At 63.8% G+C, this 22,994-nt stretch carries 20 protein-coding genes; 12 read left to right on the top strand and 8 right to left on the bottom strand.

Annotated features, from left to right (window positions below; genetic code table 11):
• Positions 1 to 90 precede the first annotated feature (90 nt).
• Both FKV24_RS06150 and FKV24_RS19535 read right to left on the bottom strand, forming a co-directional pair.
• Positions 91 to 549, bottom strand: a complete 459-nt coding sequence (locus FKV24_RS06150; protein WP_141481749.1) for a hypothetical protein — start codon at positions 547 to 549, stop codon at positions 91 to 93.
• A 176-nt stretch (positions 550 to 725) separates the two neighbouring features.
• On the bottom strand, positions 726 to 1,286 hold the full coding sequence (locus FKV24_RS19535) for a hypothetical protein (protein WP_211371797.1): 561 nt from the start codon (positions 1,284 to 1,286) through the stop codon (positions 726 to 728).
• 851 nt (positions 1,287 to 2,137) lie between these two features.
• On the opposite strand from FKV24_RS19535, the gene FKV24_RS06140 reads away from it, so the two are divergent.
• The 6 genes from FKV24_RS06140 (at position 2,138) to FKV24_RS06115 (ending at position 6,280) form a co-directional block, all read left to right on the top strand.
• The gene (locus FKV24_RS06140) at positions 2,138 to 2,845 is read left to right on the top strand and encodes a CPBP family intramembrane glutamic endopeptidase (protein ID WP_141481748.1); all 708 of its coding nucleotides are present in this window, start codon (positions 2,138 to 2,140) and stop codon (positions 2,843 to 2,845) included.
• Between the two features lie 438 nt (positions 2,846 to 3,283).
• On the top strand, positions 3,284 to 3,553 hold the full coding sequence (locus FKV24_RS06135; protein ID WP_141481747.1) for a hypothetical protein: 270 nt from the start codon (positions 3,284 to 3,286) through the stop codon (positions 3,551 to 3,553).
• A gap of 63 nt (positions 3,554 to 3,616) precedes the next feature.
• Positions 3,617 to 4,063, top strand: coding sequence for a VOC family protein (locus tag FKV24_RS06130; protein ID WP_141481746.1), 447 nt, complete (start codon positions 3,617 to 3,619; stop codon positions 4,061 to 4,063).
• A 340-nt stretch (positions 4,064 to 4,403) separates the two neighbouring features.
• A complete protein-coding gene (trmY, locus tag FKV24_RS06125) occupies positions 4,404 to 5,033 on the top strand; it encodes a tRNA (pseudouridine(54)-N(1))-methyltransferase TrmY (protein ID WP_249040939.1) in 630 nt (209 codons plus the stop codon).
• A gap of 109 nt (positions 5,034 to 5,142) precedes the next feature.
• Positions 5,143 to 5,847, top strand: a complete 705-nt coding sequence (locus FKV24_RS06120) for a transposase (protein ID WP_141481745.1) — start codon at positions 5,143 to 5,145, stop codon at positions 5,845 to 5,847.
• A 154-nt stretch (positions 5,848 to 6,001) separates the two neighbouring features.
• On the top strand, positions 6,002 to 6,280 hold the full coding sequence (locus FKV24_RS06115) for a hypothetical protein (RefSeq protein WP_141481744.1): 279 nt from the start codon (positions 6,002 to 6,004) through the stop codon (positions 6,278 to 6,280).
• Positions 6,281 to 6,918: 638 nt separating this feature from the next.
• On the opposite strand, the gene FKV24_RS06110 is transcribed toward FKV24_RS06115, so the two are convergent.
• On the bottom strand, positions 6,919 to 7,584 hold the full coding sequence (locus FKV24_RS06110) for an XAC0095 family protein (RefSeq protein WP_141481743.1): 666 nt from the start codon (positions 7,582 to 7,584) through the stop codon (positions 6,919 to 6,921).
• Between the two features lie 543 nt (positions 7,585 to 8,127).
• On the opposite strand from FKV24_RS06110, the gene FKV24_RS06105 reads away from it, so the two are divergent.
• The gene (locus FKV24_RS06105; RefSeq protein WP_170288225.1) at positions 8,128 to 8,622 is read left to right on the top strand and encodes a DUF4440 domain-containing protein; all 495 of its coding nucleotides are present in this window, start codon (positions 8,128 to 8,130) and stop codon (positions 8,620 to 8,622) included.
• A gap of 187 nt (positions 8,623 to 8,809) precedes the next feature.
• Here FKV24_RS06105 and FKV24_RS06100 read toward each other — a convergent pair whose 3' ends face one another.
• The gene (locus FKV24_RS06100) at positions 8,810 to 9,826 is read right to left on the bottom strand and encodes a CBS domain-containing anti-phage protein (RefSeq protein ID WP_141481741.1); all 1,017 of its coding nucleotides are present in this window, start codon (positions 9,824 to 9,826) and stop codon (positions 8,810 to 8,812) included.
• Between the two features lie 660 nt (positions 9,827 to 10,486).
• On the opposite strand from FKV24_RS06100, the gene FKV24_RS06095 reads away from it, so the two are divergent.
• Positions 10,487 to 11,077, top strand: coding sequence for a sce7726 family protein (locus FKV24_RS06095; RefSeq protein ID WP_141481740.1), 591 nt, complete (start codon positions 10,487 to 10,489; stop codon positions 11,075 to 11,077).
• Here FKV24_RS06095 and FKV24_RS06090 read toward each other — a convergent pair.
• Genes FKV24_RS06090 through FKV24_RS06075 form a run of 4 tightly spaced genes read right to left on the bottom strand, consistent with a single transcriptional unit; the run spans position 11,074 to position 16,716 of the window.
• Positions 11,074 to 12,114, bottom strand: a complete 1,041-nt coding sequence (locus FKV24_RS06090) for a beta family protein (protein WP_141481739.1) — start codon at positions 12,112 to 12,114, stop codon at positions 11,074 to 11,076. The two genes, FKV24_RS06095 and FKV24_RS06090, sit on opposite strands and share 4 nt — an antisense overlap.
• A complete protein-coding gene (locus FKV24_RS06085) occupies positions 12,111 to 12,563 on the bottom strand; it encodes an ImmA/IrrE family metallo-endopeptidase (RefSeq protein WP_170288224.1) in 453 nt (150 codons plus the stop codon). Before FKV24_RS06085 ends, FKV24_RS06090 begins: the two co-directional genes overlap by 4 nt.
• A 46-nt stretch (positions 12,564 to 12,609) precedes the next feature.
• A complete protein-coding gene (locus FKV24_RS06080) occupies positions 12,610 to 13,131 on the bottom strand; it encodes a hypothetical protein (protein WP_141481737.1) in 522 nt (173 codons plus the stop codon).
• Between the two features lie 9 nt (positions 13,132 to 13,140).
• On the bottom strand, positions 13,141 to 16,716 hold the full coding sequence (locus FKV24_RS06075; RefSeq protein WP_141481736.1) for a methylmalonyl-CoA mutase family protein: 3,576 nt from the start codon (positions 16,714 to 16,716) through the stop codon (positions 13,141 to 13,143).
• A 151-nt stretch (positions 16,717 to 16,867) separates the two neighbouring features.
• Between FKV24_RS06075 and FKV24_RS06070 the strand changes: the two genes are divergently transcribed.
• From FKV24_RS06070 to FKV24_RS06055, 4 genes are all read left to right on the top strand, one after another.
• Positions 16,868 to 18,145 (top strand): 2OG-Fe(II) oxygenase, encoded by a 1,278-nt coding sequence (locus FKV24_RS06070; RefSeq protein ID WP_141481735.1) that lies wholly within the window; start codon positions 16,868 to 16,870, stop codon positions 18,143 to 18,145.
• A gap of 281 nt (positions 18,146 to 18,426) precedes the next feature.
• Entirely contained in the window at positions 18,427 to 19,530 is a 1,104-nt protein-coding gene (locus FKV24_RS06065; protein WP_111266663.1) for a Glu/Leu/Phe/Val dehydrogenase dimerization domain-containing protein, read from the top strand.
• Positions 19,531 to 19,734: 204 nt separating this feature from the next.
• Positions 19,735 to 20,892, top strand: coding sequence for an isovaleryl-CoA dehydrogenase (locus tag FKV24_RS06060; RefSeq protein WP_141481734.1), 1,158 nt, complete (start codon positions 19,735 to 19,737; stop codon positions 20,890 to 20,892).
• A gap of 644 nt (positions 20,893 to 21,536) precedes the next feature.
• Complete coding sequence (locus FKV24_RS06055) at positions 21,537 to 22,712, top strand: thiolase family protein (RefSeq protein ID WP_141481733.1); 1,176 nt, start codon at positions 21,537 to 21,539, stop codon at positions 22,710 to 22,712.
• Positions 22,713 to 22,994: the final 282 nt, after the last annotated feature.

Raw genomic sequence — 22,994 nt, 5'->3', positions numbered from 1 at the left:
ACTCCAGGTTCGGACATCGCATCCAGTTGACAGCAGGTGGGTGGGTTCTCATGCACCAGCGTACTCGCCTGCTTGGAACCCATTGGATGCTCACAGCACACACTCCTCACCGATATCCAGAGTCACGCTGTAGGCGCCATAGGCCGCTGAATAGATACCGGCACCCTTGTACGCGGTCAAAGCATCTTCGAGATCCCGGAGAACTTGCTCTTTCTGCGACCTTAGATGCTCGGGAAGACCGTTGCTACCGTTGAGCCGGACCAGCTTCCAGTGCGACCAGCCCGGTTCGCCGCGCCCGCCCTTGCCGTCCAGTAGATCCAGACGCAGGGTCAGCAGATCGCCATGCCAATAGAAGGTCCACTTCGTCTGATTACGGATCTCCGGTTCGGCTCCAGCTCCGAGTGCGACATTCCTCAGGTAGATGTCGCGCTCACGGTCGATCGTCCAGTCGCGCGCGTTCGTACCGCCAATGATGAAATTCTGATCGATCTCCTTCAGACCGTACTTCTCGACATCCGCTTCCGGGATGAACTCGTTGACAAAAGCCACGGTGGTCTTCCTTGCCTACTACCGGTACCCAACGACCTGGGGCCATTCTAGACAACCGCGGTGTGAACGAGGCTCCACATCTTCCCCTCCCCCCTTGCCGCAAATCGCCCACCCCGTGCCCACGCGGCAGTGTCGCCAACCAGGCGGCTCAACCATGCTCCGCCCCGATGGGAGAGTCATGGATCCAGGCCCTCGTCTTCCGGTGCCGCCTCTGTCCACTCGTCATCTGCTGAAGTGGATTCCGCAGGGCCCAGAAACGCATCCAGGTGCGCGCTCAGCCTGGCAGCGCGCTGCTGCTGGCTGTACTGGTTGTATTCGCGTAGCCCCACCAGTAGAGACGCCAGCACGATGACGGCCAGGATCCAATCAAGCGTCGGGCTCCGGCTTCCCTCGTATCTCGCCTGGGGCCTGCCGAAGTAGGACTGGAGCTCGCTCAGATCGAATAGCCCGCCATTTTTGGAGTGGGCGCGAAGCATGAGCGATTCCTTCGCCCTCGCCAGCTCAACCGCCTTTTCATCGCCACTGGCCACGGCAGCCTTGAGTTCTTCGCGAGCCTCGAAGATGAAGGTTTCAAGCCTGCCTTCAAGCAACCAGATGGCGCGCTCAAAAGGGTCGACGCCAGGCGCAGGCTCCTCAAGCATGTAGCTGAGCACTTCCTGCAGACGCTCGACATGCCCCGGATAGCCCTGGAGCATCTCGCGCAAGCGCCACGGGACCGGAGGGGGTGGAGGGGACATGAAGTACTCCATTTCGGATCATCCACAGGGGCGCCACAAGCCCGCTCAATCGCAGAACCCGGATGCTTGCCCATCACTCTACGAGCGTCGCCCGATCAGCGCGTACGCTCGAAACCTGCCGCCAGAGCAGGCCCAAGTCAGAGTGAACTTTATCGCTTCGACCCGACAACAAGTGATCGCACGAACAGAGCCACGCCCGCGCCGAGCCAGCCGCCTATGCTCCGAAGCGCGAACCGGGTCCATGCAGACTCCGCGGCTGTTCTGTTCCCCATATCGAGAAGCTTGCTTGTGTGATGCCAGGTTTCCGCGAAGCCATAGAGCGTCAAGACAACGCCTGCAATGATCAGGACCCATAGCATCTTGTTGTTCTTGCGGGCGGGCTCGCTCCGCGACTCAGACTCGGCTTGATTCATCAGGCCACACCCTTCCGATTGTCGCGGTCAGAGTAAATCAGCAAGAGGGCTTTCCGACCTCGATCCATTCGGACAAGCCAATATCCGCCCACCATCAATAGCCAGGTGACCTGGAGTCCTGGGTGGGAATCGGGGTCAGGGTGCAAAGATAGCGACCGCTGCCGTCAACAGATCGAAGTCCTGGCCCAACGTTCCGCAGCCCTCAAGCTCCGTGGCCGCCCCAGGTCACGGGACAAATGAACCTACCCCCTCTTCCTCCCCCACCCGATGGGGACACGCCCCACGAATGACAAAGTCCGATCGGGGGAGCCGCAAAGAGTCTGTTCTGACCACTGCTTTGTGCGTGACACCTGCGGACCCGGCGCGCCATGACCATCGGGCCGTGCGCGACACCACGCGATCGACGAGATTGAGGGCTGCGCAAGCCGGAGACGCTCCATGGACACGACTTCGCCACCGATCCCGCGTGGGCGCTGGATCGCAGCGCTCGTTGCGGGAACGCTCGCCTGGGTCCTCGCGATCGCAGCGGCCTTCATCCTGCCGCAGGCGGTCCTCGGGCTGCGCTTGCAGGGCAGCGGCCATGCGGTCGTCGGCGTTCTGCAGTTGCTGTTCACCGTCGCCGCGCTGGCTCTGGTGCTCCGGTTGGTGCGCGTGCGCTGGCGCGACATCGGACTGGTCCGGCAGCGGCTCATGCGCGACACCGGCATCGGCCTCGCGGTGGCCGTCGCGTTCGCAGTGCTGCAGTTCGCCGTGATCATCCCGGCCACCGGCGGCGCGGCGCGCAGCGACGTGATCGCCAACCTCGAGCAGATGCGCGGACCCGGCGGCGTCGCCGGCATGGCCGTGCTCGGCGCGCTCGGCGCCTTCGCCGAGGAACTGTATTTCCGCGGGGTGTTGCTGCATGGCCTGCGCGGCGCACTCGGTCCCGGCCCGCTGCGCACGGGCGCCGCGGTGGCGCTGGTCGCGCTGCTGTTCGGCGCCGTGCACGGCTACCAGGGTTGGGCCGGCATGGTCGACACGACACTGTATGGCGGCCTCACCCTGTCGCTGCTGTGCCTGCTGTGCGGCGGACGATTGGCGGCCCCGATCGCGGCCCACGTCGGCTGGAACCTGCTCGCGTTGGCTGCATTGGCCTGGTGGTACTGAGCGCAACGCGAAGCGGGCCCGGAGCGTAGCCAAGACAGGGCCGCCATTTCCTGGCTTCAGATCGGCACGGGTCGACAGCGACGGCTACCTGCTCGCCTGCTGACGCTACGCCGGGCTCAACCCCGTCCGTGCATGCAGGGTGACGGCACCTGCGGGCTACCGCTGGTCCGGCCTTGCCCGCGATGCCTTCGGTGCGCACGAGCCACGCATTCCCCCTCATCCGCTCTACCTTGGACTCGGTGCGAACGATACCGAGCGCCAACAGGCCTATCGGGCACTGTTCAAGGCCGGACCGCGCTTGAACGACCTAGACGACCTTCGTGCCCACATCTGGCAACAGAAGGTCTGGGGCAGCGATCGCTTCCGTCAACAGATCGACGCCCTGGCCCAAGGTTCCGCAGCCCTCAGGCCCCGTGGCCGCCCCAGGTCGCGGGATGAATGAATCTGCCCCTTTTTTCGCGCGTGTGCGGCTGGCGACTACAGCGCGTCGGGCACCCGTTCGGCCTGTTCGGTCTGCTGGCGTTGGCCGCCTCTACCACCGCACGCGCCTGGCCTGCGGGCGCCCGCGAACGGGACGCCCCGGAGGTGTCGAATATCGCCCCGCCCGTTCGTTGTACTGTCGAACCCGGCAGGAGGACCGACATGATCCGCAAGAACAGCATCTGCCCGTGGTTCGATAACACCAAGGAGGCGGCGCGGCGCGGTTGAGAACCGCGGTTGGCGTGCGCGCTCCATCGAAAAACAAACCTGACCCCACTTTTAGGAGATGCCATGAAGATCGTCACCAGCCTGAGCTTCCAGGGACAGTGCCGCGAAGCGTTCGAGTTCTACGCCGACGTGCTCGGCGGCAAGATTACCGCCGCCTTCCCCTACAGCGAGGCGCCGCCGGACATGCCGATCACCGACGACAAGTACAAGGACTGGCTGATGCATTGCTGGCTGGAGGTCGGCGACCAGGCGCTGATGGGCGCAGACATGGACGTGGAGTGGGCGCCCAACGTAGACAAGCCCAAGAACAGGTTCGATGTGACCCTGCATACCGATGACATCGCGCAGGCGGAGCGCTGGTTCACCCGGCTGGCCGAAGGCGGCCGGACCGTCACGCCCTTCGCCGAGACCTTCTGGTCGCCCGGCTACGGCGCCCTGGTCGACAGGTTCGGCGTCCCGTGGATGGTGAATACGGTGCCTTCGGGGGATTGGAAGCCGTCGCACGGGTAAGTGCCTGACGGGCAACGCTGGAGACGCCGGCGCAGGAACCGCTCCTGCGCCGGCACGGTTACAGCCTCATGTCGTGGAATCCGGGCCGCGGCCTGCGCTCGGGCCAGCGGGGGCACAGGGCTTCGATCACCTCCATCAGCGCCAGCCAGCGCTCGAACGGGTCGGTTGCAGGGCCTTCGCTATATGACTCGACGAGCTCCCGCCTCAGCTCGGGCCCGGCTGGCGGGTCGGGCGCTGGACGGGGTGGCTTTGGTGGGAAACCGGGGTCAGAGTGGACTTTTCCTACCCGTTGCCGGGATGGACGCCAGAAAGACCACCCTAACCCCTGCTTTTGGGGACAATGGACGCCTCGCACGCCCCACCGGCCAGAACCCCCATGCGAACCTTCGTCGTCAGAGCGCGCGCCGCCCCCACCGACAGCCAAGCCCTGCTGGCCTCCGTGGGCAAGGAGGCACATCCCGAGATCCTGGCGCACACGCTGATGAATGCGGTGTTCGTGGCCCAATCGCATCGCCCGGACGTCAAGGTCCATCTGGTACTGGAAAGCACCCGGGACTTTTCCCGCACGATCAGCTTCGACGCCAGCGCAATGCAGGAGATCGGCGGCTTCGACGAACGGGCGCTGCTGGGCAAGATCGCGAAAGCGCTGGATGCGTCCAGGGGCATGAGCAAGGACGAGATGCGACCGGTGGAATCGGGCATCACCGTGCGCACCACGAGTTTCGAGCGGCTGGTGCAGGAGCTTGCCGAAGATCACCAGCTGTTCGTCATGGACCGGAAAGGCACCCCGATCCGCGAGCAGGCGTTCGATGGCAATCCCTGCTTCCTGCTGACCGACCACATTCCGATGCCGAAGAAGACCTTCCACGGCCTGGAGCGCCTGGGCGCGAAGAAGATCGCGCTGGGATCCCGAATGCTGTTCGCATCGCAATGCGTGGTGTTGATCCACTACGAACTGGACCAGCGATAGCAAAATCGGGGTCAGAGTGGACTTTTCCTAGCCGTTGCCGGGAAGCACGCCTATGAGCCGGCGTCATGCCACAAGTTAGTGTGAACACGTTTCCCGCAAGGACGCGACCATGCCCCGACGCCCTCGTATCGACCTGCCCGGCATCGCCCAGCATGTCGTGCAACGCGGTAATGACCGCCAACCCTGCTTCTTCGATGGGATCGACTACGTTCGCTACTTGCAGGACCTGCGCGAAATCGTCCGACGAGAACAATGCGCCGTCCACGCCTATGTGTTGATGACGAACCATGTGCATCTGCTGATGACTCCGTCCGCCTCCGGGCAGATCGGCAGGGTCATGCAAGCCCTTGGCCGTCGCTACGTGCGCTACATCAATGAGCACTACCGTCGCACCGGCACACTCTGGGAAGGACGCTACAAATCGTGTCCGGTGGCCGACGACCGCTACCTGCTGCAATGCCAGCGCTATATAGAACTCAACCCGTTGCGGGCGCGCATGGTCGCCGATCCCGCCGACTACCGCTGGTCAAGCCATCGCCACAATGCCATTGGCGAACCCGACCCCCTGATCCACCCGCATCCCGCGTGGCGGGCACTGGGCTCCGACCTGGACAGCCGTCGACAGGCTTGGCGAGCGCTGGTGATGGAGACCATCGCCCCCGCCGAGACCGAGGCCATCCGCCTGCACCTGCAACGCCAGCACCTTTACGCCCCCGATCGCTTCCGCCGCGCAATCGAAGCCCAACTCGGCCGCGCCACAGGCCCCGCCAAGCTCGGGCGACCGCGCAAGCGCGTCAGTCCAATCAACCCCTGAGAAAGTCGACTCTGACCCCGGTTTTTTGATGACGCTGACCATGCGAATCCTACGAACCCTAGGTGTAACAGCGATAGCATTCGGACTGCTTGGAGCACTTGCGTACACTCAGCTGCGCAGAAGCGACGAACTACAGTCCAAACCCGAGTGGTCCATGCTGCAAGATCTTGAGTTCCGCTACCGCGAAGCTCAAGACCTTCGCCCGTTGATCATTGAAAAACAAAGTGGCCTTTGCGCCGCCGGGATTCTTTCCAAGGGGCAAGACGCCAGAGTCTGGATTCTCCTGAACGCCAGATTCGAACCACGGATAAAAGTCATGCCGGCCGCAAGCTATGAGATAAGCACGAAGGACCTCGCGGAAATTTCGAGCAAATGCGAGATTGGCGAGTACGTACGCGCCGACCTGGAAGCTCATCTCAGCGATGAGCCATGAAACAAGACGACAATCGCTGATCCTGCCCGGCCCACAATACCCAATGCGGGGGCTCCTATCAGGGCACCCGACGACAGGCTTGGTGAGCGAGGGCGATGGCGGCCATCGCTTCCACCGAAACCCGAGCCATCGGGTCGCGCCTGCAACGCCGGTACCTTTACGCCCCTGTCGCTTCCGCGCGATCGAAGCCTGACTCGGCCGCACCGCAGGCCCTGCCAAGCTCGGACGGCCTCGCAAGCGCGTCGATCCAATCGATTCCTGGGAAAGTCGGCTCTGATCGCTGCTGTCGTCCATTCTTCTGCCCTACAGCTTCATGTTGCCGTAGTGGGGCCGCGGCTCGCGCGTGGGCCAGCGCGGACACAGGACTTCGACCACCTCCATCAGCGCCAGCCAGCGCTCGAACGGGTCGGTTGCAGGGCCTTCGCCATATGACTCGACGAGCTCCCGCCTCAGCTCCGGCCCGGCTGGCGGGTCGGGTGCTGGACGGGGTGGCTTTGGTGGGGGGCTCATCGGGCCGAATCCGGGCAATCGACGGCAGGTCAGGAACTCGACTCTGCCAAAGTTTCCAAACAGAAACAACAGACTCTACTTCACGAAAGCCAGCTTCTGCTGGAAGGCGATGCCGCATGCCGACCAGCTCAGTGCAGCGTGGCGGCGTTCTGTCGCCGGGCTGGAAACGCGGGCGATGGAAGCGGCGTATCGGTGGGCCCGTGGGTGGGCCGCGCCCTGACCGGGGCGGCGCCGTAGACGGGCCGCGCCTCGCCTACCCGGTTGCCGAGGCGCTGCGTGCTCACCTGGCCGAGAATCCCGCGCAGGGCCTCCGCCTCTTCAAAGATGGCGTGGCCGATGGTGGGCAGGGTCTGGTCCGCGAACGCGGCGTCGCCACTGCCTGTCACCACGTCGCCATGCGCCGACAGTTGGGTGGCCAAGGTTTGCAGCGCGTCGATCTGCGCCACCGTGAGACCGAAGCAGAAGTCGCCCTGCGCTTTGGCCGTGTGCAGCGCGGGCGTGTCCCCGGCAGGCGCCTCATAGATGTGCCGCGGCGTGTGCGCGGCCTCCCGCCCAGCGGGCGGCGACAGCGCATCGAGTACCTGCCCCGCCTGTTCGGCCAGCAGCTCCAGGCAGAGCGCCAGTTCGCCCGCGCTGGGCCCGGGCGGCCCCTCCGGCGCCCCGTCGCGCGCCCGCGACTGCGCCAGCTGCGACAGGCGCCGCATGTGCTCGTACAGGCTTTCAAGCCGGGCGTGGCCGTCCTGGGGCGGGACGTCGCCCGTGGCCTGGGTCTGTTGGGGTGTGCGCTTGGACACCGTCGCCTCCTCCTTCCGTGAAGTGCCCGCCCACCGGGACGGCGGACGGGAAGTCGGGAGGTTCGAAACCGCACGTAGACGGCGGGCGTATTTCCCCGAAGGGTGTTGTATTAGCCGCCCTCCCGACGCAGGCGTCGCGTCGGTTGTGCCCTAAAGTTTAGGGGCACAAAAAACCCACCGGTTTGACGGAGGTGGGAACCGCTACGTGAGGAGTTTCGACGCTCCTTGAGGGTGAGTCTGCGGTAGGTTTTTTGGGGGGTCAAGAGGTGGGTGGGGGCGCAAGGCTGCCGGGGCACGTGCCGTCTGAAAAAGCCGACGCTGACCTCTGTTTCTGGGCGCGGTGGCCGGTATTGCCGAGGACCGGCGTTTGGCAGGTTGCCGCCCATCTGATCTGGGGTATCCGGCATCCATCTCCATCCCGGGTTTCCATCCCGGGTATCGGCATCGGGCTCGGGGCAGTCAGTCACCGCGAATAGGCAGCAGGGAAGCCGCTTGATGGCTTCGGGCTTGTCACTTCCGTTGGCTCACCACGAGGAGTCTCACATGTCCGTCTTCGATCGACGTTCCGTCCGCACGACACTGCTTGCCGCTGCCTGGGCGCTGCTGGTTTGCGCCGGCCAAGCGTCGGCCGCCGAAGATCCGGCGGTTGCCGCCGAGGTCATGGCCGCGGCCAAGGCCCAGTGGGCCGCGCAGGACCAGAACAAGCCCGCCGCACAGTCTTTCTCCACCGTGGCCGACGACTACACCGAGTTCAACCCCGACGTGCCGACCCTGATCGAGGGCAAGGGACTGGCGGGCCGCATGTTCGATGCCTCGTTGCAAGGCGGCAGCCAGGGCCTGCTGTCGGACATGATCAATCCGCACGTGCAGGTCTACGGCGATACCGCGATTCTGGCCTACAACTACGTGGGCATGGTCAAGGACAAGGACGGCAAGATCGACAACGTCCTGGCCAAATCGACGCGCGTCTATGTCAGGCAAAACGGCACGTGGATGCTGGTACACGCCAACTTCGCGCCCGTGACCAGCGGCGATTGAAGTCGACCTAGGCGGAAACCGGAAATCTGGGTCGGAAACCCGGGGCAGAGTGAACTTTTCCTGCCCAACACAGCCGTTCGACCCAAAGATCGGCATTGGGCGGCAATGCCGCATGAGGGCTACGTTTGCGCCGCCAGCCCTCGTGTCCCACCTGAAGAACAGGGGTCAAAGTAGCGTTTCTCGAAGCTCATTGAGAAAGCCGACTCTGACCCCTGTTTTTGTGTTTTTGCGGATCGAAATGCATCACGTCATTGCGGATTGACCTGACCCGCTCAAGCTGCTGGCAGAACACAACTCGATCCACCGGCAGCTTTAGTTTCTCCCATCGAATTGGATTCTCAATCAAACGCAGGTACTCACCGAACGTGAGATCGGATATCCGCTCAATGAACCGCCCCGAGTCGCCATCGTCCTTGACCAGCCTCAACTCTTCGGTGGCAAACTTCTGGTCAAGGATTCGACGAACATGGTTCTCAATCTCACCCAAAAGCAAAAAAGGCTCGGTCAGCTGCTGAAACTGGAGACTGAGATCGCTGGCAGTTACGATCCCGACGACCGTCCGATCCGTACCTCGGACCAATACGTACTGATGCTGAACGATTATCGGAATCGCCTGAAAAAGCGACGCTTCGGCGGGAATCTCCTGATGAGAATCCATGGCATCTCGGACCAGGTCAACACGCTTTCCAAGCGCCAAGCGCGAACCGATCGAATTCCAACTCACCATGCCTTTCACATCTCGTTCGCTCGTCATAACGGGAAGCTGTGAATAGTCATTCGCTACCATAACCGTGACCGCCTCCCGCAAGGTCGCAGCCGGAGGAACTGAGTGAGGCCTCCTATTGGCGGCGGCCAACTTACTCAGTCGGTACGTCGGATCAGCGTACGGCGGCGCGTCGCGAATCACCACTTCATCGGCCACGGATGTCTCAACAGCTGAAGCATCCCCAACGCGCAAAGCGCGGCTATCGGCGTCGCCATCCTCCAATACAAAAGAAAAGGTGGCGTCAATGTACAGCGACTCGAAATCAGGCTGCGTTCGAAGGCCAGCTGCCGCGAGCATTTCTCGAATGCGCCCAACAATCCAACTACCTCGACGCAACGCGCTGAACCACGACAGAAACTCACGGACGGTAATAGGAGGAATCTCACCCCCAGATGCAAGCTCTTCCGCTATGTCACTCAATCTCTTTTCAACACTCATTACTCAGGCCCTGATCGGAACTTATAGAGCTAAAATATGGCGCCTAGTCGTGAACTGAAGCGCCGCGCGCCTCAAAACTTGGTTGGTATAGAGTGCAACGCTACCTAGCCTGCAGGCCTAAACCGAAACCCGAATCAGAGTGAACTTTTCCTGCCGCACCACAGCCATTCGACCAAAAGATCTGCATTGGGCGGCAACGCCGCATGAGAGCTGCGTTTGCGCCGCCAGCCCTCATGCCGCACCCGAAGAACAGGGGCAAAGTAGCGTTTCTCGAAGCTCATCGAGAAAGTCGACTCTGACTCCTGTTTTTTCAACACCCATGGTGCGCATAACCACGCATCACGCCCCATCTCAGCATCTGCTCTACCTTGGACTTGGAGCGAGCGGTGCCCGGCGCCAACACGCTGATCGGGCGCTGTTTGAGACGGAGCCGCCCGCAAGGCGAACTGGAGGACCTGTGAGCTCACTCCCAGCAACAGAAAGCCTGGTACAACGGCCGCTTCCGTCAACAGATCGAAGCCCTGACCTGGCCCAACGTTCCGCAGTCCTCCAGCCCCGTGGCCGCCCCAAAGTCACGGGACAAATGAGCTTGACCCACTTTCCCTTTCATGGAAATGGGAAGCCTGACCATAGCTTTGCCCACAAGCTATCATTGCATGTATGCGAGAAGAACAGATCAAAATTTCCGTCGTTCGATGGCTACTCTCACAGCTTGAGAGCAGCGAAGTCATTGCAACCGAGCTTCACTTCAACAACTGGCAGAACAGAGCAGACATCGTCGTTAGTTCGCCAAATCGCTTAGCTGCCTACGAAATAAAAAGCTCCTACGACGACTTCCGGCGATATTCCCAACAAAAGGAGGCCTATCAAGCCGCCTTCCTTGAGTCCTACTTGGTCATACCGCATGCGATGCTGGAAATAGCTCGCGAACATCTTGACCGCACCACGGGCGTCCTTACAGTTGACGAATTTGGCATCATAACAAGAAGGCGAAAATCACTAGTCCGGACTAGGCTTGGGAAAGATGACGCACTGGGCTGGCTTCGGGTTCCCGATGCCAGAAAAATTCAACGAAGCCTCGGACCCGCTTTGAACATCAAGGAACTAAAGGCGCCGCTCGCGACGAAGGTAGCCCTTGAAATCGTGCACGAAAGGCTACGCGTCCGATACGACATATTCAATCGAGAAAGAGGCAGAGTCCTAACAACGGACGATTTGGCGATACTCTCGTCGCCGACTAGCGTTCGCTAAGCGCCCAACCTTGCCAATTGTCGCTCTACATGAAAGTTCAGCCTCACGGAAATCCAGAAAGCCGGCGCCTTCCCGTCCGGCGAACCTGCAGCAGCAGCGCGGATATTACTATCTGCCCAACAATTGAGTGCGACGTATCTCGAGTCAGCTAAAGCCGCCTCCGCAGCCCTTACATACCCACCTGTGTGCCGTCTATGCCGATGATAAAAGAGCGACCCATCAAGCGGCACATCCACTCTTGGCACCCAGTTGATTGCCATCCCCTCCATGTCAAGCGGGTGGATGCAAGCGTAGTCGCCATGAATACAATTCAAATCCGGGAAGTCATCCTTCAATGCATCTGAAATTCCAACTTCGTTGAGCACAAACGATCCCGTTTCATCTCCGTAAGGCGTCACTGTACTTGGGAAGCTGGTTGCTAGGGGCGCCAATAGACCTGGACTTAAGTCCGAAAAAATGGAAGCCACTTCGCGAACCCTTGCGATTGCACCGCCACGACCTCTCTCCGTTACCAATCCGACATCCACATAAACAGCAAGATTATCACCGCTGCCAATAACCTCCCGGACAACGTCCGCTAACGCCTCGCAATCTTCAAACTCGGATGGAATTCGAAGCGCGACCCTCCCTTGGCGCGGCATGAAAACATCAATCTGCGCTGAAACCGAGTCTCTGTCGAACGGATCAGTCAAGTGGATTACGGGTATCGCATTCTCCGGAAGCTTAGAAGTGACAAAACTCGTCCAGTTCGAGAAGCAGTTATCCGGATCCAACAAACGCTCCACATCCGAATTCGTTAGTGAGCGTAGCGAAGTAACATCGGCGACGTATGGTGCCCCACCCACAAGCTCAGAGACATCCTCAACGCTTTTTTCAACCGAACCCTCGGGATTGGACTTGGTTCGACGACTCCGCGTCAACTCGAACACCGGAAGAACTCCATACTCGAATGGTCGATCTACCTTCGACAGGCCCAGCAACTCTGCACGTCGGGTGCGGATTGCCGGTGAGTAGATACACGATGAAAAATCGGTCATCGCACTTTATACCCAAGGGATTGCGCCCGGTACTTGGCAGCCATTACTGAGACACCAAATCGACCCGCAATACGATCAAGCGATGTTTCACCGCCGGAAATCAGATCTCTAACCTCGGACTCTGGCATCAACAAATTGGCGGCAAAACTATCTGCCTCAGCTTCCATCTTGTTTCTACCTCCAGATCTTCTCGCAAAGGTCACATCCAGATGCCGCTCTTTGGGCTTATGGAGCAAGAAATGCGCAATCTCGTGAGCAACCGTGAACCGCTGACGATTCGGATGGTGGTATGAATTCACACCAATAACCCACCCAGACTTACGAGGCTCGATATACCCGGACAGCTCGTCATCCATTACTTCTTCTTGAACTTCCAAGCCTAGGAACTCAGCCACTGAGTAGACATCAACTGGCGTCCTAAGCAGGTCACTATGCGCCAACCTACTCATGGCTAGCTCCAGCTCATGGCTGGGCGCCTGATGCACTCCTACTCGCCTAACCAGCGCCATCCCCCCCTCCTACGACAATAGCGCCGCCATCAGCATCCTCAGACCTATCGCGCTGCTGACTGATTCGCTGCAGCATGCCTTCGGCAATCTCAAGCCTTCGCGCCAGATCAGCCATGGCTAACTTCGTTGCCTCGTCCACTTTTCGCTGCAGCCGATCTTGAAGCCATGCGGAACTAAGGTCTTTCTCAAATTGCTCCTCAATCTGCCGCTTTGATGAAGCGCGAATAGATAGATAAACAAGCGACACGACGGCTGCGAGCAATGCGATCAAAACAATGATCACAACTTCATAGAAGGATCCGACAGCCTGAAGAAGGCCTGCCGTTTCCATGCACTTACCAACTGGCTCAACAGGACAATTAGTCACGATTGTCCTAGTGACGAGCTCTTTTGATGGCAATGACACCGCCTGCGCATAGATCGGGGGTGCCACTACCATTGCGGCAACGAGCATCCAAAATGCCATCTCCCACCAATTTCGGTTTTTCAACGACTTGGAATATCCCATCTATTCGTCTCACATGTTGCGACGATACTCCCCACCCACGTCATACAGCGCGTGGCTGATCTGCCCCAGGCTGTGGGTCTTGACCGCTTCTATCAGCGATTCAAACACATTTCGGCGCTCGCGGGCGGCGGATTGGAGGTAGGCGAGGCCGGCGGCGGCCGAACCCTCACCCTGCCCTCTCCCGCTCGCGGGAGAGGGTGCCAAACCGTTGCGCAGCCGCTGGAAGTTGCCGACGTTGTCGATCTGCTGGCCCTTCTCGCCTTCGGTGGAACGGATCAGTTCGATCTCGGTGACGATGTCGCCGGCGTGGTCCTTGGGCAGGAAGGTGTTGACGCCGATCAGCGGCAGGCTGCCGTCGTGCTTCTTGTGCTCGTAGTAGAGGCTCTCTTCCTGGATCTTGCCGCGCTGGTACATGGTGTCCATGGCGCCGAGCACGCCGCCGCGCTCGCTGATGGCCTCGAACTCCTTGTAGACGGCTTCCTCGACGATGTCGGTGAGCTTGTCGACGATGAAGCTGCCCTGCCAGGGGTTCTCGCAGAAGTTCAGCCCCAGCTCCTTGTTGATGATCATCTGGATGGCGACGGCGCGGCGCACGCTCTCCTCGGTGGGCGTGGTGATGGCCTCGTCGTAGGCGTTGGTGTGCAGGCTGTTGCAGTTGTCGAACAGCGCGTACAGGGCCTGTAGCGTGGTGCGGATATCGTTGAACTGGATCTCCTGCGCGTGCAGGGAGCGGCCGCTGGTCTGGATGTGGTACTTCATCATCTGGCTGCGGGCGCTGGCGCCGTAGCGCTCGCGCATGGCGCGGGCCCAGATGCGGCGGGCGACGCGACCGATGACGGTGTACTCCGGGTCCATGCCGTTGGAGAAGAAGAACGACAGGTTGGGCGCGAAGTCGTCGATCTTCATCCCGCGCGCGAGGTAATACTCGACAATCGTGAAACCATTCGACAGGGTGAAGGCGAGCTGGCTGATCGGGTTCGCGCCGGCCTCGGCGATGTGGTAGCCGGAGATCGACACCGAGTAGAAGTTGCGCACGCCCTTGTCGACGAAGTACTGCTGGATGTCGCCCATCATCCGCAGCGCGAACTCGGTGCTGAAGATGCAGGTGTTCTGGGCCTGGTCCTCCTTGAGGATGTCGGCCTGGACGGTGCCGCGCACGGTCTTGAGGGTCTGGGCCTTGATCCGGGCGTAGGTCTCGGCGTCGACGACCTGGTCGCCGGTGACGCCGAGCAGGCCCAGGCCCAACCCGTCATTGGTCTCCGGCAGCGGGCCGCCGTATTCGGGGCGCTTCTTTCCTTCGAACAGCTTCTCGATGGTGTCGTGGGCGGCGTCCCAGCGCGCCTGGTCCTCGCGCAGGTACTTCTCGACCTGCTGGTCGATGGCGGTGTTCATGAACATCGCCAGGATGATCGGCGCCGGGCCGTTGATGGTCATCGACACGCTGGTGGTCGGCGCGCACAGGTCGAAGCCGGAGTACAGCTTCTTCATGTCGTCGAGAGTGGCGATGTTGACGCCCGAGTTGCCGATCTTGCCGTAGATGTCCGGGCGCGGCGCCGGGTCCTCGCCGTACAGGGTGACCGAGTCGAAGGCGGTCGACAGGCGCGCGGCCGGCTGGCCGACCGACAGGTAATGGAAGCGGCGGTTGGTGCGCTCGGGGGTGCCCTCACCGGCGAACATGCGGATCGGGTCCTCTCCGGTGCGGCGGTACGGGTAGACGCCGCCGGTGTACGGGTAGGCGCCGGGCAGGTTTTCCTTCTGCAGGAAGGTCAGCAGTTCGCCCCAGGACTTGTAGGTCGGCGCGGCGATCTTCGGCACCATCTGGTGGCTGAGCGACTCGCGGTAGTTGTCGACCCGGATGACCTTGTCGCGGACCTGGTATTCGTTGACCTCGTCGGTGATCGACTTCAGCCGCGCCGGCCATTCGCGCAGCAGCTTCAGCGCCTCCGACGACAGCGACTGGATGGCGTCGTTGTAGCGCTGACGCAGGGTCAGCAGGGTGTTGTCGCCGCCGTCGGTGAGGTCGCCGGCGTCGTACAGGTCCAGCGCCTTCGGCAGCCTGTCGTCCTCCAGCGCTTCCAGCGCCTGCCAGCAGGCCTGGGCGCGGTCGGCAATCTCGGCCGCGGTCTCGATCTGGCGGTTGATCGAACGGCCCTGCTCGGCGATCTCGGCGAGGTAGCGCACGCGGTTGCCGGGGATCAGCACGGTCGCGCGCGGCTCCTTCAGCGAGGTGTCGATGTCGGGGGTGAAGTCGCAGCGCGGGGAGAAAATGGGGTCAGAGTCATTTTTCGCCCCTCTGCCCGCGTCTGTTTTGCCTTCCACCGTCGAAAAATGACTCTGACCCCATTTTTCCTTCAACAGCCGGCACAGGTTGGCGAACATCCAGCTGATGCCGGGGTCGTTGAACTGGCTGGCGATGGTCGGGTAGACCGGCACGTCCTCGTCCTTCAGGTCGAAGGCGACGCGGTTGCGCTTCCACTGCTTGCGCACGTCGCGCAGCGCGTCCTCGGCGCCGCGCTTGTCGAACTTGTTGAGCACGACCAGTTCGGCGAAGTCGAGCATGTCGATCTTCTCCAGCTGGCTGGGCGCGCCGAAGTCGCTGGTCATCACGTACATCGGGAAGTCGACCAGGTCGACGATCTCCGAGTCGCTCTGGCCGATGCCGGCGGTCTCGACGATGACCAGGTCGTAGCCCAGGCCCTTGAGAAAGGCGATCGAGTCCTTCAGCACCGCGTTGGTCGCGGCGTGCTGGCGGCGGGTCGCCATCGAGCGCATGTACACGCGCTTGGAGCGCAGCGAGTTCATGCGGATGCGGTCGCCCAGCAGCGCGCCGCCGGTGCGGCGGCGGGTCGGGTCGACCGAGATCACCGCGATGCGCATCTGCGGGAAGCTGGCGAGGAAGCGGTTGAGCAGCTCGTCGGTGACCGAGGACTTGCCGGCGCCGCCGGTGCCGGTGATGCCGACCACCGGGGTGCGGCCGCCGGCCAGCTGCCACTGCTTGCGCTGGTGGGCCAGCTCGGCCTCGTCGATCGCGCCCTCCTCGATCGCCGACAGCATGCGGCCGATGGTGATCTCGTCGTCGATGTCGACGGTCTTGTCCGGGTGCTCGGCCGAGCGGCGGCCGTCGGCGGCGCGGCGGACCACGTCCTCGATCATCGCCACCAGGCCCATGTGCATGCCGTCGTTGGGGTGGTAGATGCGTTCGACGCCGTAGGCCTGCAGCTCGCGGATCTCCTCCGGGGTGATGGTGCCGCCACCGCCGCCGAACACCTTGATATGGCTGGCGCCGCGCTCGGCGAGCATGTCGACCATGTACTTGAAGTACTCGACGTGGCCGCCCTGGTAGGACGACAGTGCGATGCCGTCGGCATCCTCCTGCAGCGCGGCGCGGACCACGTCCTCGACCGAGCGGTTGTGGCCGAGATGGATGACCTCGGCGCCCTGCCCCTGGATCAGCCGGCGCATGATGTTGATCGCGGCGTCGTGGCCGTCGAACAGGCTGGCGGCGGTCACGAAACGCAGCGGGGTGCTCTCGGCATCGGCCTGCGGCCCTTGGCTGAGGGGAGCGTGGCTGGCGGGGGTACTCATGGGCGACTCAATACGGTTGAGGCAAGAACCGGATTGTAACGCGCCGGCCGGCCGCGATCCCCGGGTTCCGGGGGCAGGCCCCATCGCGGCTTACGCCGCTCCTACAGAAGCGGGGGCGTCGTCATCGTCGCGCGCAGGTTAGGCTTGGGGGATGAGTGAACACGTCGGTCCGTCCTCCGTCCCGCCGCATGCGGTGAGCGCCGAACAGCGCGCCCACGCCGAGTCCCGCTTCCGCCAGGCCCAGGCCGATGTCGCCGCGCAGCGGCTGGAGCTGGCCGCGGCCGGTTACCGCGAGGCGGCGCAGATCGGCCACCCGGGCGCCCAGCTGGAGCTGGCGCGGATGCGGCTGTACGGTATCGATGCGCCGGCCGACCCGGCCGAGGCGGTGCACTGGCTGCAACGCGCCGAGGCCAGCGGCCATCCGGGCGCGTCCTATCTGCTGGCGATGATCGCGCTGGGCGGAACCGCGCTGCCGCGCGATGCGCGCATCAACGAGCGCCTGCTGCTGGCGGTGCGCCACGATATCGCTCCGGCCCTGCGCGCGGTCGCGATCCATTTCGGCCGCAAGCCCGGCGACGACGACCAGACCCGCTGCATCCAGATGCTGGAGCGCGCCGCCGGCCGTGGCGACGTCGTCGCCGCGCAACTGCTGGCCGAGCGGCTGGCGCGCGGCGAAGGCTGTCCGCCGCAACCGCGGGCGGCCGAGGAGCTGTGGGCGCAACTGGATCGCGCCGGAGTGCCGCGGCTGCCGGCGATCGAGGCGCCGCTTCCGGCACAACAGGAGGGCCGTCCCGGCACGCTGACCCTGGAGGACGTGCTGTGGCCGCCGCCGTGGACGCCGTTGTCGGAATCGCCGGCGCTGCGCCGGGTCGACCGGCTGCTGTCGGCCGACGAGTGCCGGCTGCTGGTCGCCTGCGCGCAACCGCAGCTGCGCGACTCGATGACCGTCGACCCGGTCAGCGGCGAGGCCCGCGCCAACCCGTTGCGGACCAGCCGCGACGCCAGCTTCGATCCGCTGGCCGAGGACTTTGCGCTGCGCTGCGTGCAGTTGCGTATCGCCCAGGCCGCGCAGATGGAGCTGGTCCACGCCGAACAGCTGATTGTGCTGCGCTACGCGCCGGGCCAGCAGTACCGCCCGCACCGCGACTACCTGCCGCCGGCGACCCTGGCCAGCGACCGTCCCGAAGCCGGCAACCGCGCCCGCACGATCTGCGTCTACCTGAACGCGGTCGCCGACGGCGGCGCCACCGCCTTTCCCGACGCCGGCCTGAGCGTGGCGCCGCAGCCCGGCTGCGCGGTGGTGTTCGACAACCTCGATGCCGACGGCGGCCCCGAGCCGCGCTCGCTGCATGCCGGCGAGCCGGTGGTCGAGGGCGAGAAGTGGCTGGCCACGCTGTGGCTGCGCGAGCGCGATTACCGCGCGTTCTAGCGCTCCGACCGGGGATTGCGGCGCGGGCGCCGCCCCATGGCGACCGAAGCCGCGGGCCGATCGGACAAGGGCGGCACTGCGGCCCGGAAAATCAGGCACTTATTGCGGCAGTGCAGCATGAAACCGTACCTAGCCGTATCCAACTAATGGATTAGACTAGCGCCCGCCGCGGCGGCCGACAGCCGCGTTCGCGGCAGAACGAATCCCCTGGATTCAATTACTTACAAAAATCTGTCGACGTAGCGCGCCCTGCGCAGTTACGCGCCGACACGGAGCACCCGATGATTTTCGAAACCCTCGAAAGCTACGGCCACGAGCAGGTCGTGTTTTGCCACAACCAGGATGCGGGCCTGAAGGCCATCATCGCGATCCACAACACCGTGTTGGGTCCGGCCCTGGGTGGCACCCGCATGTGGCCGTACAAGACCGAGCAGGAAGCCCTCAACGACGTGCTCCGGCTGTCGCGCGGCATGACCTACAAGAACGCGGTCGCCGGCCTCGACATCGGCGGCGGCAAGGCGGTCATCATCGGCGATCCGAGCAAGGACAAGTCCGAGGCGCTGTTCCGCGCGTTCGGCAAGTTCGTCGATTCGCTGGGCGGTCGCTACATCACCGCCGAGGACGTCGGCATCGACGTCAACGACATGGAATACGTGTACCGCGAGACCGAGTACGTGACCGGCGTGCACCAGGTCCACGGCGGCTCCGGCGACCCCTCCCCGTTCACCGCCTACGGCACCCTGCAGGGCCTGATGGCCTCGCTGCAGAAGCGCTTCGGCGACGAGGAAGTCGGCAAGTACAGCTTCGCGGTGCAGGGTCTGGGCCACGTCGGCATGGAGTTCGTGAAGCTGCTCAAGGAGCGCGGCGCGAAGATCTTCGTCACCGACATCAACCAGGGCCTGGTCGACAAGGCGGTGTCCGAGTACGGCGCCGAGGCGGTCGGCCTGGACGACATCTACGACGTCAACGCCGATGTCTACTCGCCGTGCGCGCTGGGCGGCACCGTCAACGAGCAGACCCTGCCGCGGCTGAAGGCCAAGGTGATCTGCGGCGCGGCCAACAACCAGCTGGCCAACAACGCGATCGGCGACGAAGTGGCCAAGCGCGGCATCCTGTACGCGCCGGACTACGCGGTCAACGCCGGCGGCGTGATGAACGTCGCGCTGGAGATCACCGGCTACAACCGCGAGCGCGCGATGCGCATGATGCGCACGATCTATCACAACCTCGGCCGCATCTTCGAGATCGCCGAGCGCGACAGCATCCCGACCTACAAGGCGGCCGACCGCATGGCGGAGGAGCGCATCGAGGTCATGGGCAAGCTGAAGCTGCCGATGGGTCGCACCACCCCGCGCTTCCAGGGCCGTATCCGCGGCGGCCACTGACCTGTCCTGATCGCCCCGGGGATCGCGATATCGATTCCTGGGGCATCGCCGGAATGCATCCGCCGTTCCGGCCCTGGCGGTCGTCCCTTCAAGGAGGGACGCACCGCCGCGCGAGGCGCAACATTTGTCGGTATTTCGTCGGCCCGGGAAGGTGGCCGGCTTCCATGCACGCTAGGGGTCGCCAGCGGCCCGGGAGAGTAGAAGATGCGTCCGTTCCCACTAGGCGAAGAGATCGACGCGCTGCGCGACGCGGTCCGCCGTTTTGCCGAAGCCGAGATCGCCCCGCGCGCCGAGGCCATCGACCACGACAACTGGTTCCCGCAGGAGCTGTGGCCGAAGCTGGGCGAAATGGGCCTGCTGGGCATGACCGTCCCCGGTGAGCTCGGCGGCAGCGAGATGGGCTTCCTCGCCCACCTGGTGGCGATGGAGGAAATCTCCCGCGCCTCCGGCTCGGTCGGCCTGAGCTACGGCGCCCACTCCAACCTGTGCGTGAGCAATCTCTACGCCAACGGCAACGAGGCCCAGCGCGCCAGGTACCTGCCCAAGCTGTGCAGCGGCGAGTGGAAGGGCGCGCTGGCGATGAGCGAGCCCGGCGCCGGCTCCGACGTGGTCGGCTCGATGAGCTGCCGCGCCGAACTGCGCGACGGCGTGTGGGTCGCCAACGGCAACAAGATGTGGATCACCAATGGCCCCGAGGCCGACGTGCTGATCGTCTACATGCGCACCGCCGGCAAGGACGCGGGCAGCAAGTGCATGACCGCCTTCATCGTCGAGAAGGGCATGAAGGGCTTCTCGACCGCGCAGAAGCTCGACAAGCTCGGCATGCGCGGCTCCAACACCTGCGAGCTGGTGTTCGAGGACTGCGAGATCCCGGCCGAGAACGTGCTCGGCGAGGTCAATCACGGCGTCAAGGTGCTGATGAGCGGCCTCAACACCGAGCGCCTGGTGCTCAGCGGCGGTCCGCTGGGGCTGATGCAGGCCGCGCTCGACATCGCCCTGCCCTACGTGCGCGAGCGCAAGCAGTTCGACTGCGCGATCGGCACCTTCGGCCTGATGCAGGGCAAGATCGCCGACATGTACACCGCGCTGCAGTCCAGCCGTGCGTTCGCCTACCAGGTCGCGCGCGACTACGACGCCGGCCACAAGAGCCGGGTCGACGCCGCCAGTTGCCTGCTGCACGCCTCCGATTCGGCGGTGGACGTCGCCCTGGAGGCGATCCAGGCGCTGGGCGGCAACGGCTACATCAACGAGTTCGCGACCGGCCGCATCCTGCGCGACGCCAAGCTGTACGCGATCGGCGCCGGCACCAACGAGATCCGCCGCATGCTGATCGGCCGCGAGCTGTTCAACGGCAACAGCTGAGCCGGTACGTCCGGCGGTTGGCGATGCCCCCTGTAGGAGCGGCGTGAGCCGCGACCCGGAGGTTCCGGAGGCAGGCCCATCGCGGCTTACGCCGCTCCTACGAAGAGCAGAAGAGCATTCGTCCGCCCCCTGAGTGAGGGGGAACGATATCCGGCTGCGCGCGGATATCTCCCAAGGTTTGCTTCGCAAACCTCGGGCCCCACCGTTGCGCTGCCACACCCCCATTCGCATCTGCGATGCGAATCGCCCCCTGACTCAGGGGGAACGATATCCGGCTACGCCCGGATATCTCCCAAAGTTTGCTCCGCAAACCTTGGGCCCCGCCGTTGCGCTGCCACACCCCCATTCGTGCCTGTGGCACGAATCGCCCCCTGACTCAGGGGGCTGGCCAGGGCCGGCGTGTAAGTGATGGGGCGAGCGGACCCGTAGGAGCGGCGTGAGCCGCGATGGAGCTTTAACGGGAAACGCCCGGTCGCAGCTTACGCAGCTCCTACGAAACCCGTTCTGGTGCGCACGCGCCGCGTCGGGCCCGGCCGTCATCGCCCCGCCATCGGCCACAGCTACGTTTGCCGCACTGCGGCATGGCAGCTCATAATCGGGGATTCCCGACCCCCACGGTCGTACCGTCTGTGCAGGAGTTTTCCATGAGCGACGTCGTCATCGTCGGTGCCAAGCGCACCGCCATCGGTTCCTTCCTCGGCCAGTACACCGGCACCCCCACGCCGGCCCTGGGCACCGCCGCCATCAATGGCGCGCTGGAGCAGGCCGGTGTCGCCGCCGACCAGGTCGACGAGGTCATCATGGGCTGCGTGCTGCCGGCCGGCCTCGGCCAGGCCCCGGCCCGCCAGGCCGCGCTCGGCGCCGGCCTGCCCGCTTCCGCCGGCTGCACCACCATCAACAAGGTCTGCGGCTCGGGCATGAAGGCGGTGATGTTCGGCCACGACCTGATCAAGGCCGGCTCGGCGAACGTGATCGTCGCCGGCGGCATGGAGTCGATGACCAATGCCCCGCACCTGCTCAACGGCTCGCGCACCGGCATCCGCTACGGCAGCGCCGACTTCCTCGACCACATGGCCTGGGACGGTCTGACCAACCCCTACGACGGCAAGGCGATGGGCGTGTTCGGCGACGCCACCTGCGCCGAGTACGGCCTCGATCGCGAGGCGGTCGACGCCTACTCCGCCGAGAGCGCGCGCCGCGCCCAGCAGGCCCAGGCCGACGGCGTGTTCAAGGACGAGATCGTCCCGGTCACGGTCAAGACCCGCAAGGGCGAGGTCGTGGTCGACAGCGACGAGGAGCCGGGCAAGATCGATCCGGCCCGGATCCCGACCCTGCGCGCGGCCTTCGGCAAGGACGGCGTGCTGACCGCCGCCTCGTCCTCGAAGATCTCCGACGGCGCCGCCGCCACCGTGCTGATGAGCGCCGAGGAAGCCGGCAAGCGCGGCCTGAAGCCGATCGCCCGCATCGTCGCCCACGCCACCCATTCGCAGGCGCCGGAATGGTTCACCACCGCGCCGGTCAAGGCGATCGCCAACGTGCTCGACAAGGCCGGCTGGAAGGTCGAGGACGTCGACGTGTTCGAGATCAACGAGGCCTTCGCCTGCGTGGCGATGGCCCCGATCAAGGACCTGGGCATCGCCCACGACAAGCTGAACGTGCACGGCGGCGCGCTCGCACTGGGCCACCCGATCGGCGCCAGCGGCGCTCGCCTGATCGTCACCCTGCTGAATGCCCTGAAAGTGCGCGGCGGCAAGCGCGGCGTCGCATCGCTGTGCATCGGCGGCGGCGAGGCCACCGCGATCGCCGTCGAACTGGCCTGATCGACCGACAATGACGGGGATCGGGCCTGCCGCCCGGCCCCGCTTTTGCAGTCCGGATAACCACCGCTTAACATCGCCGGACGAAAAAAATGAATCGGCCGCTTGACACGCGTCATCGGCTTGTCATCATGTTATCGGCGCGCAGTTGCGCGTTGCCAAACCAAATCGACGAGGATTCCGAATCATGACCATGAACAAGGCACTGCTTGCCCTGGCCCTGGGCTTTGCCCTGGCTGCGTGCACCAACCAGCAGCAGGCTCAGGACGCTGCTGCCGAGGCTTC

It is taken from the genome of Marilutibacter maris, from assembly GCF_006546735.2.
GTDB classification, from domain to species: Bacteria; Pseudomonadota; Gammaproteobacteria; order Xanthomonadales; family Xanthomonadaceae; genus Marilutibacter; species Marilutibacter maris.
The sequence above is the reverse complement of the archived record's forward strand: the minus strand, read 5'-3'. Positions and strand labels throughout refer to the sequence as shown.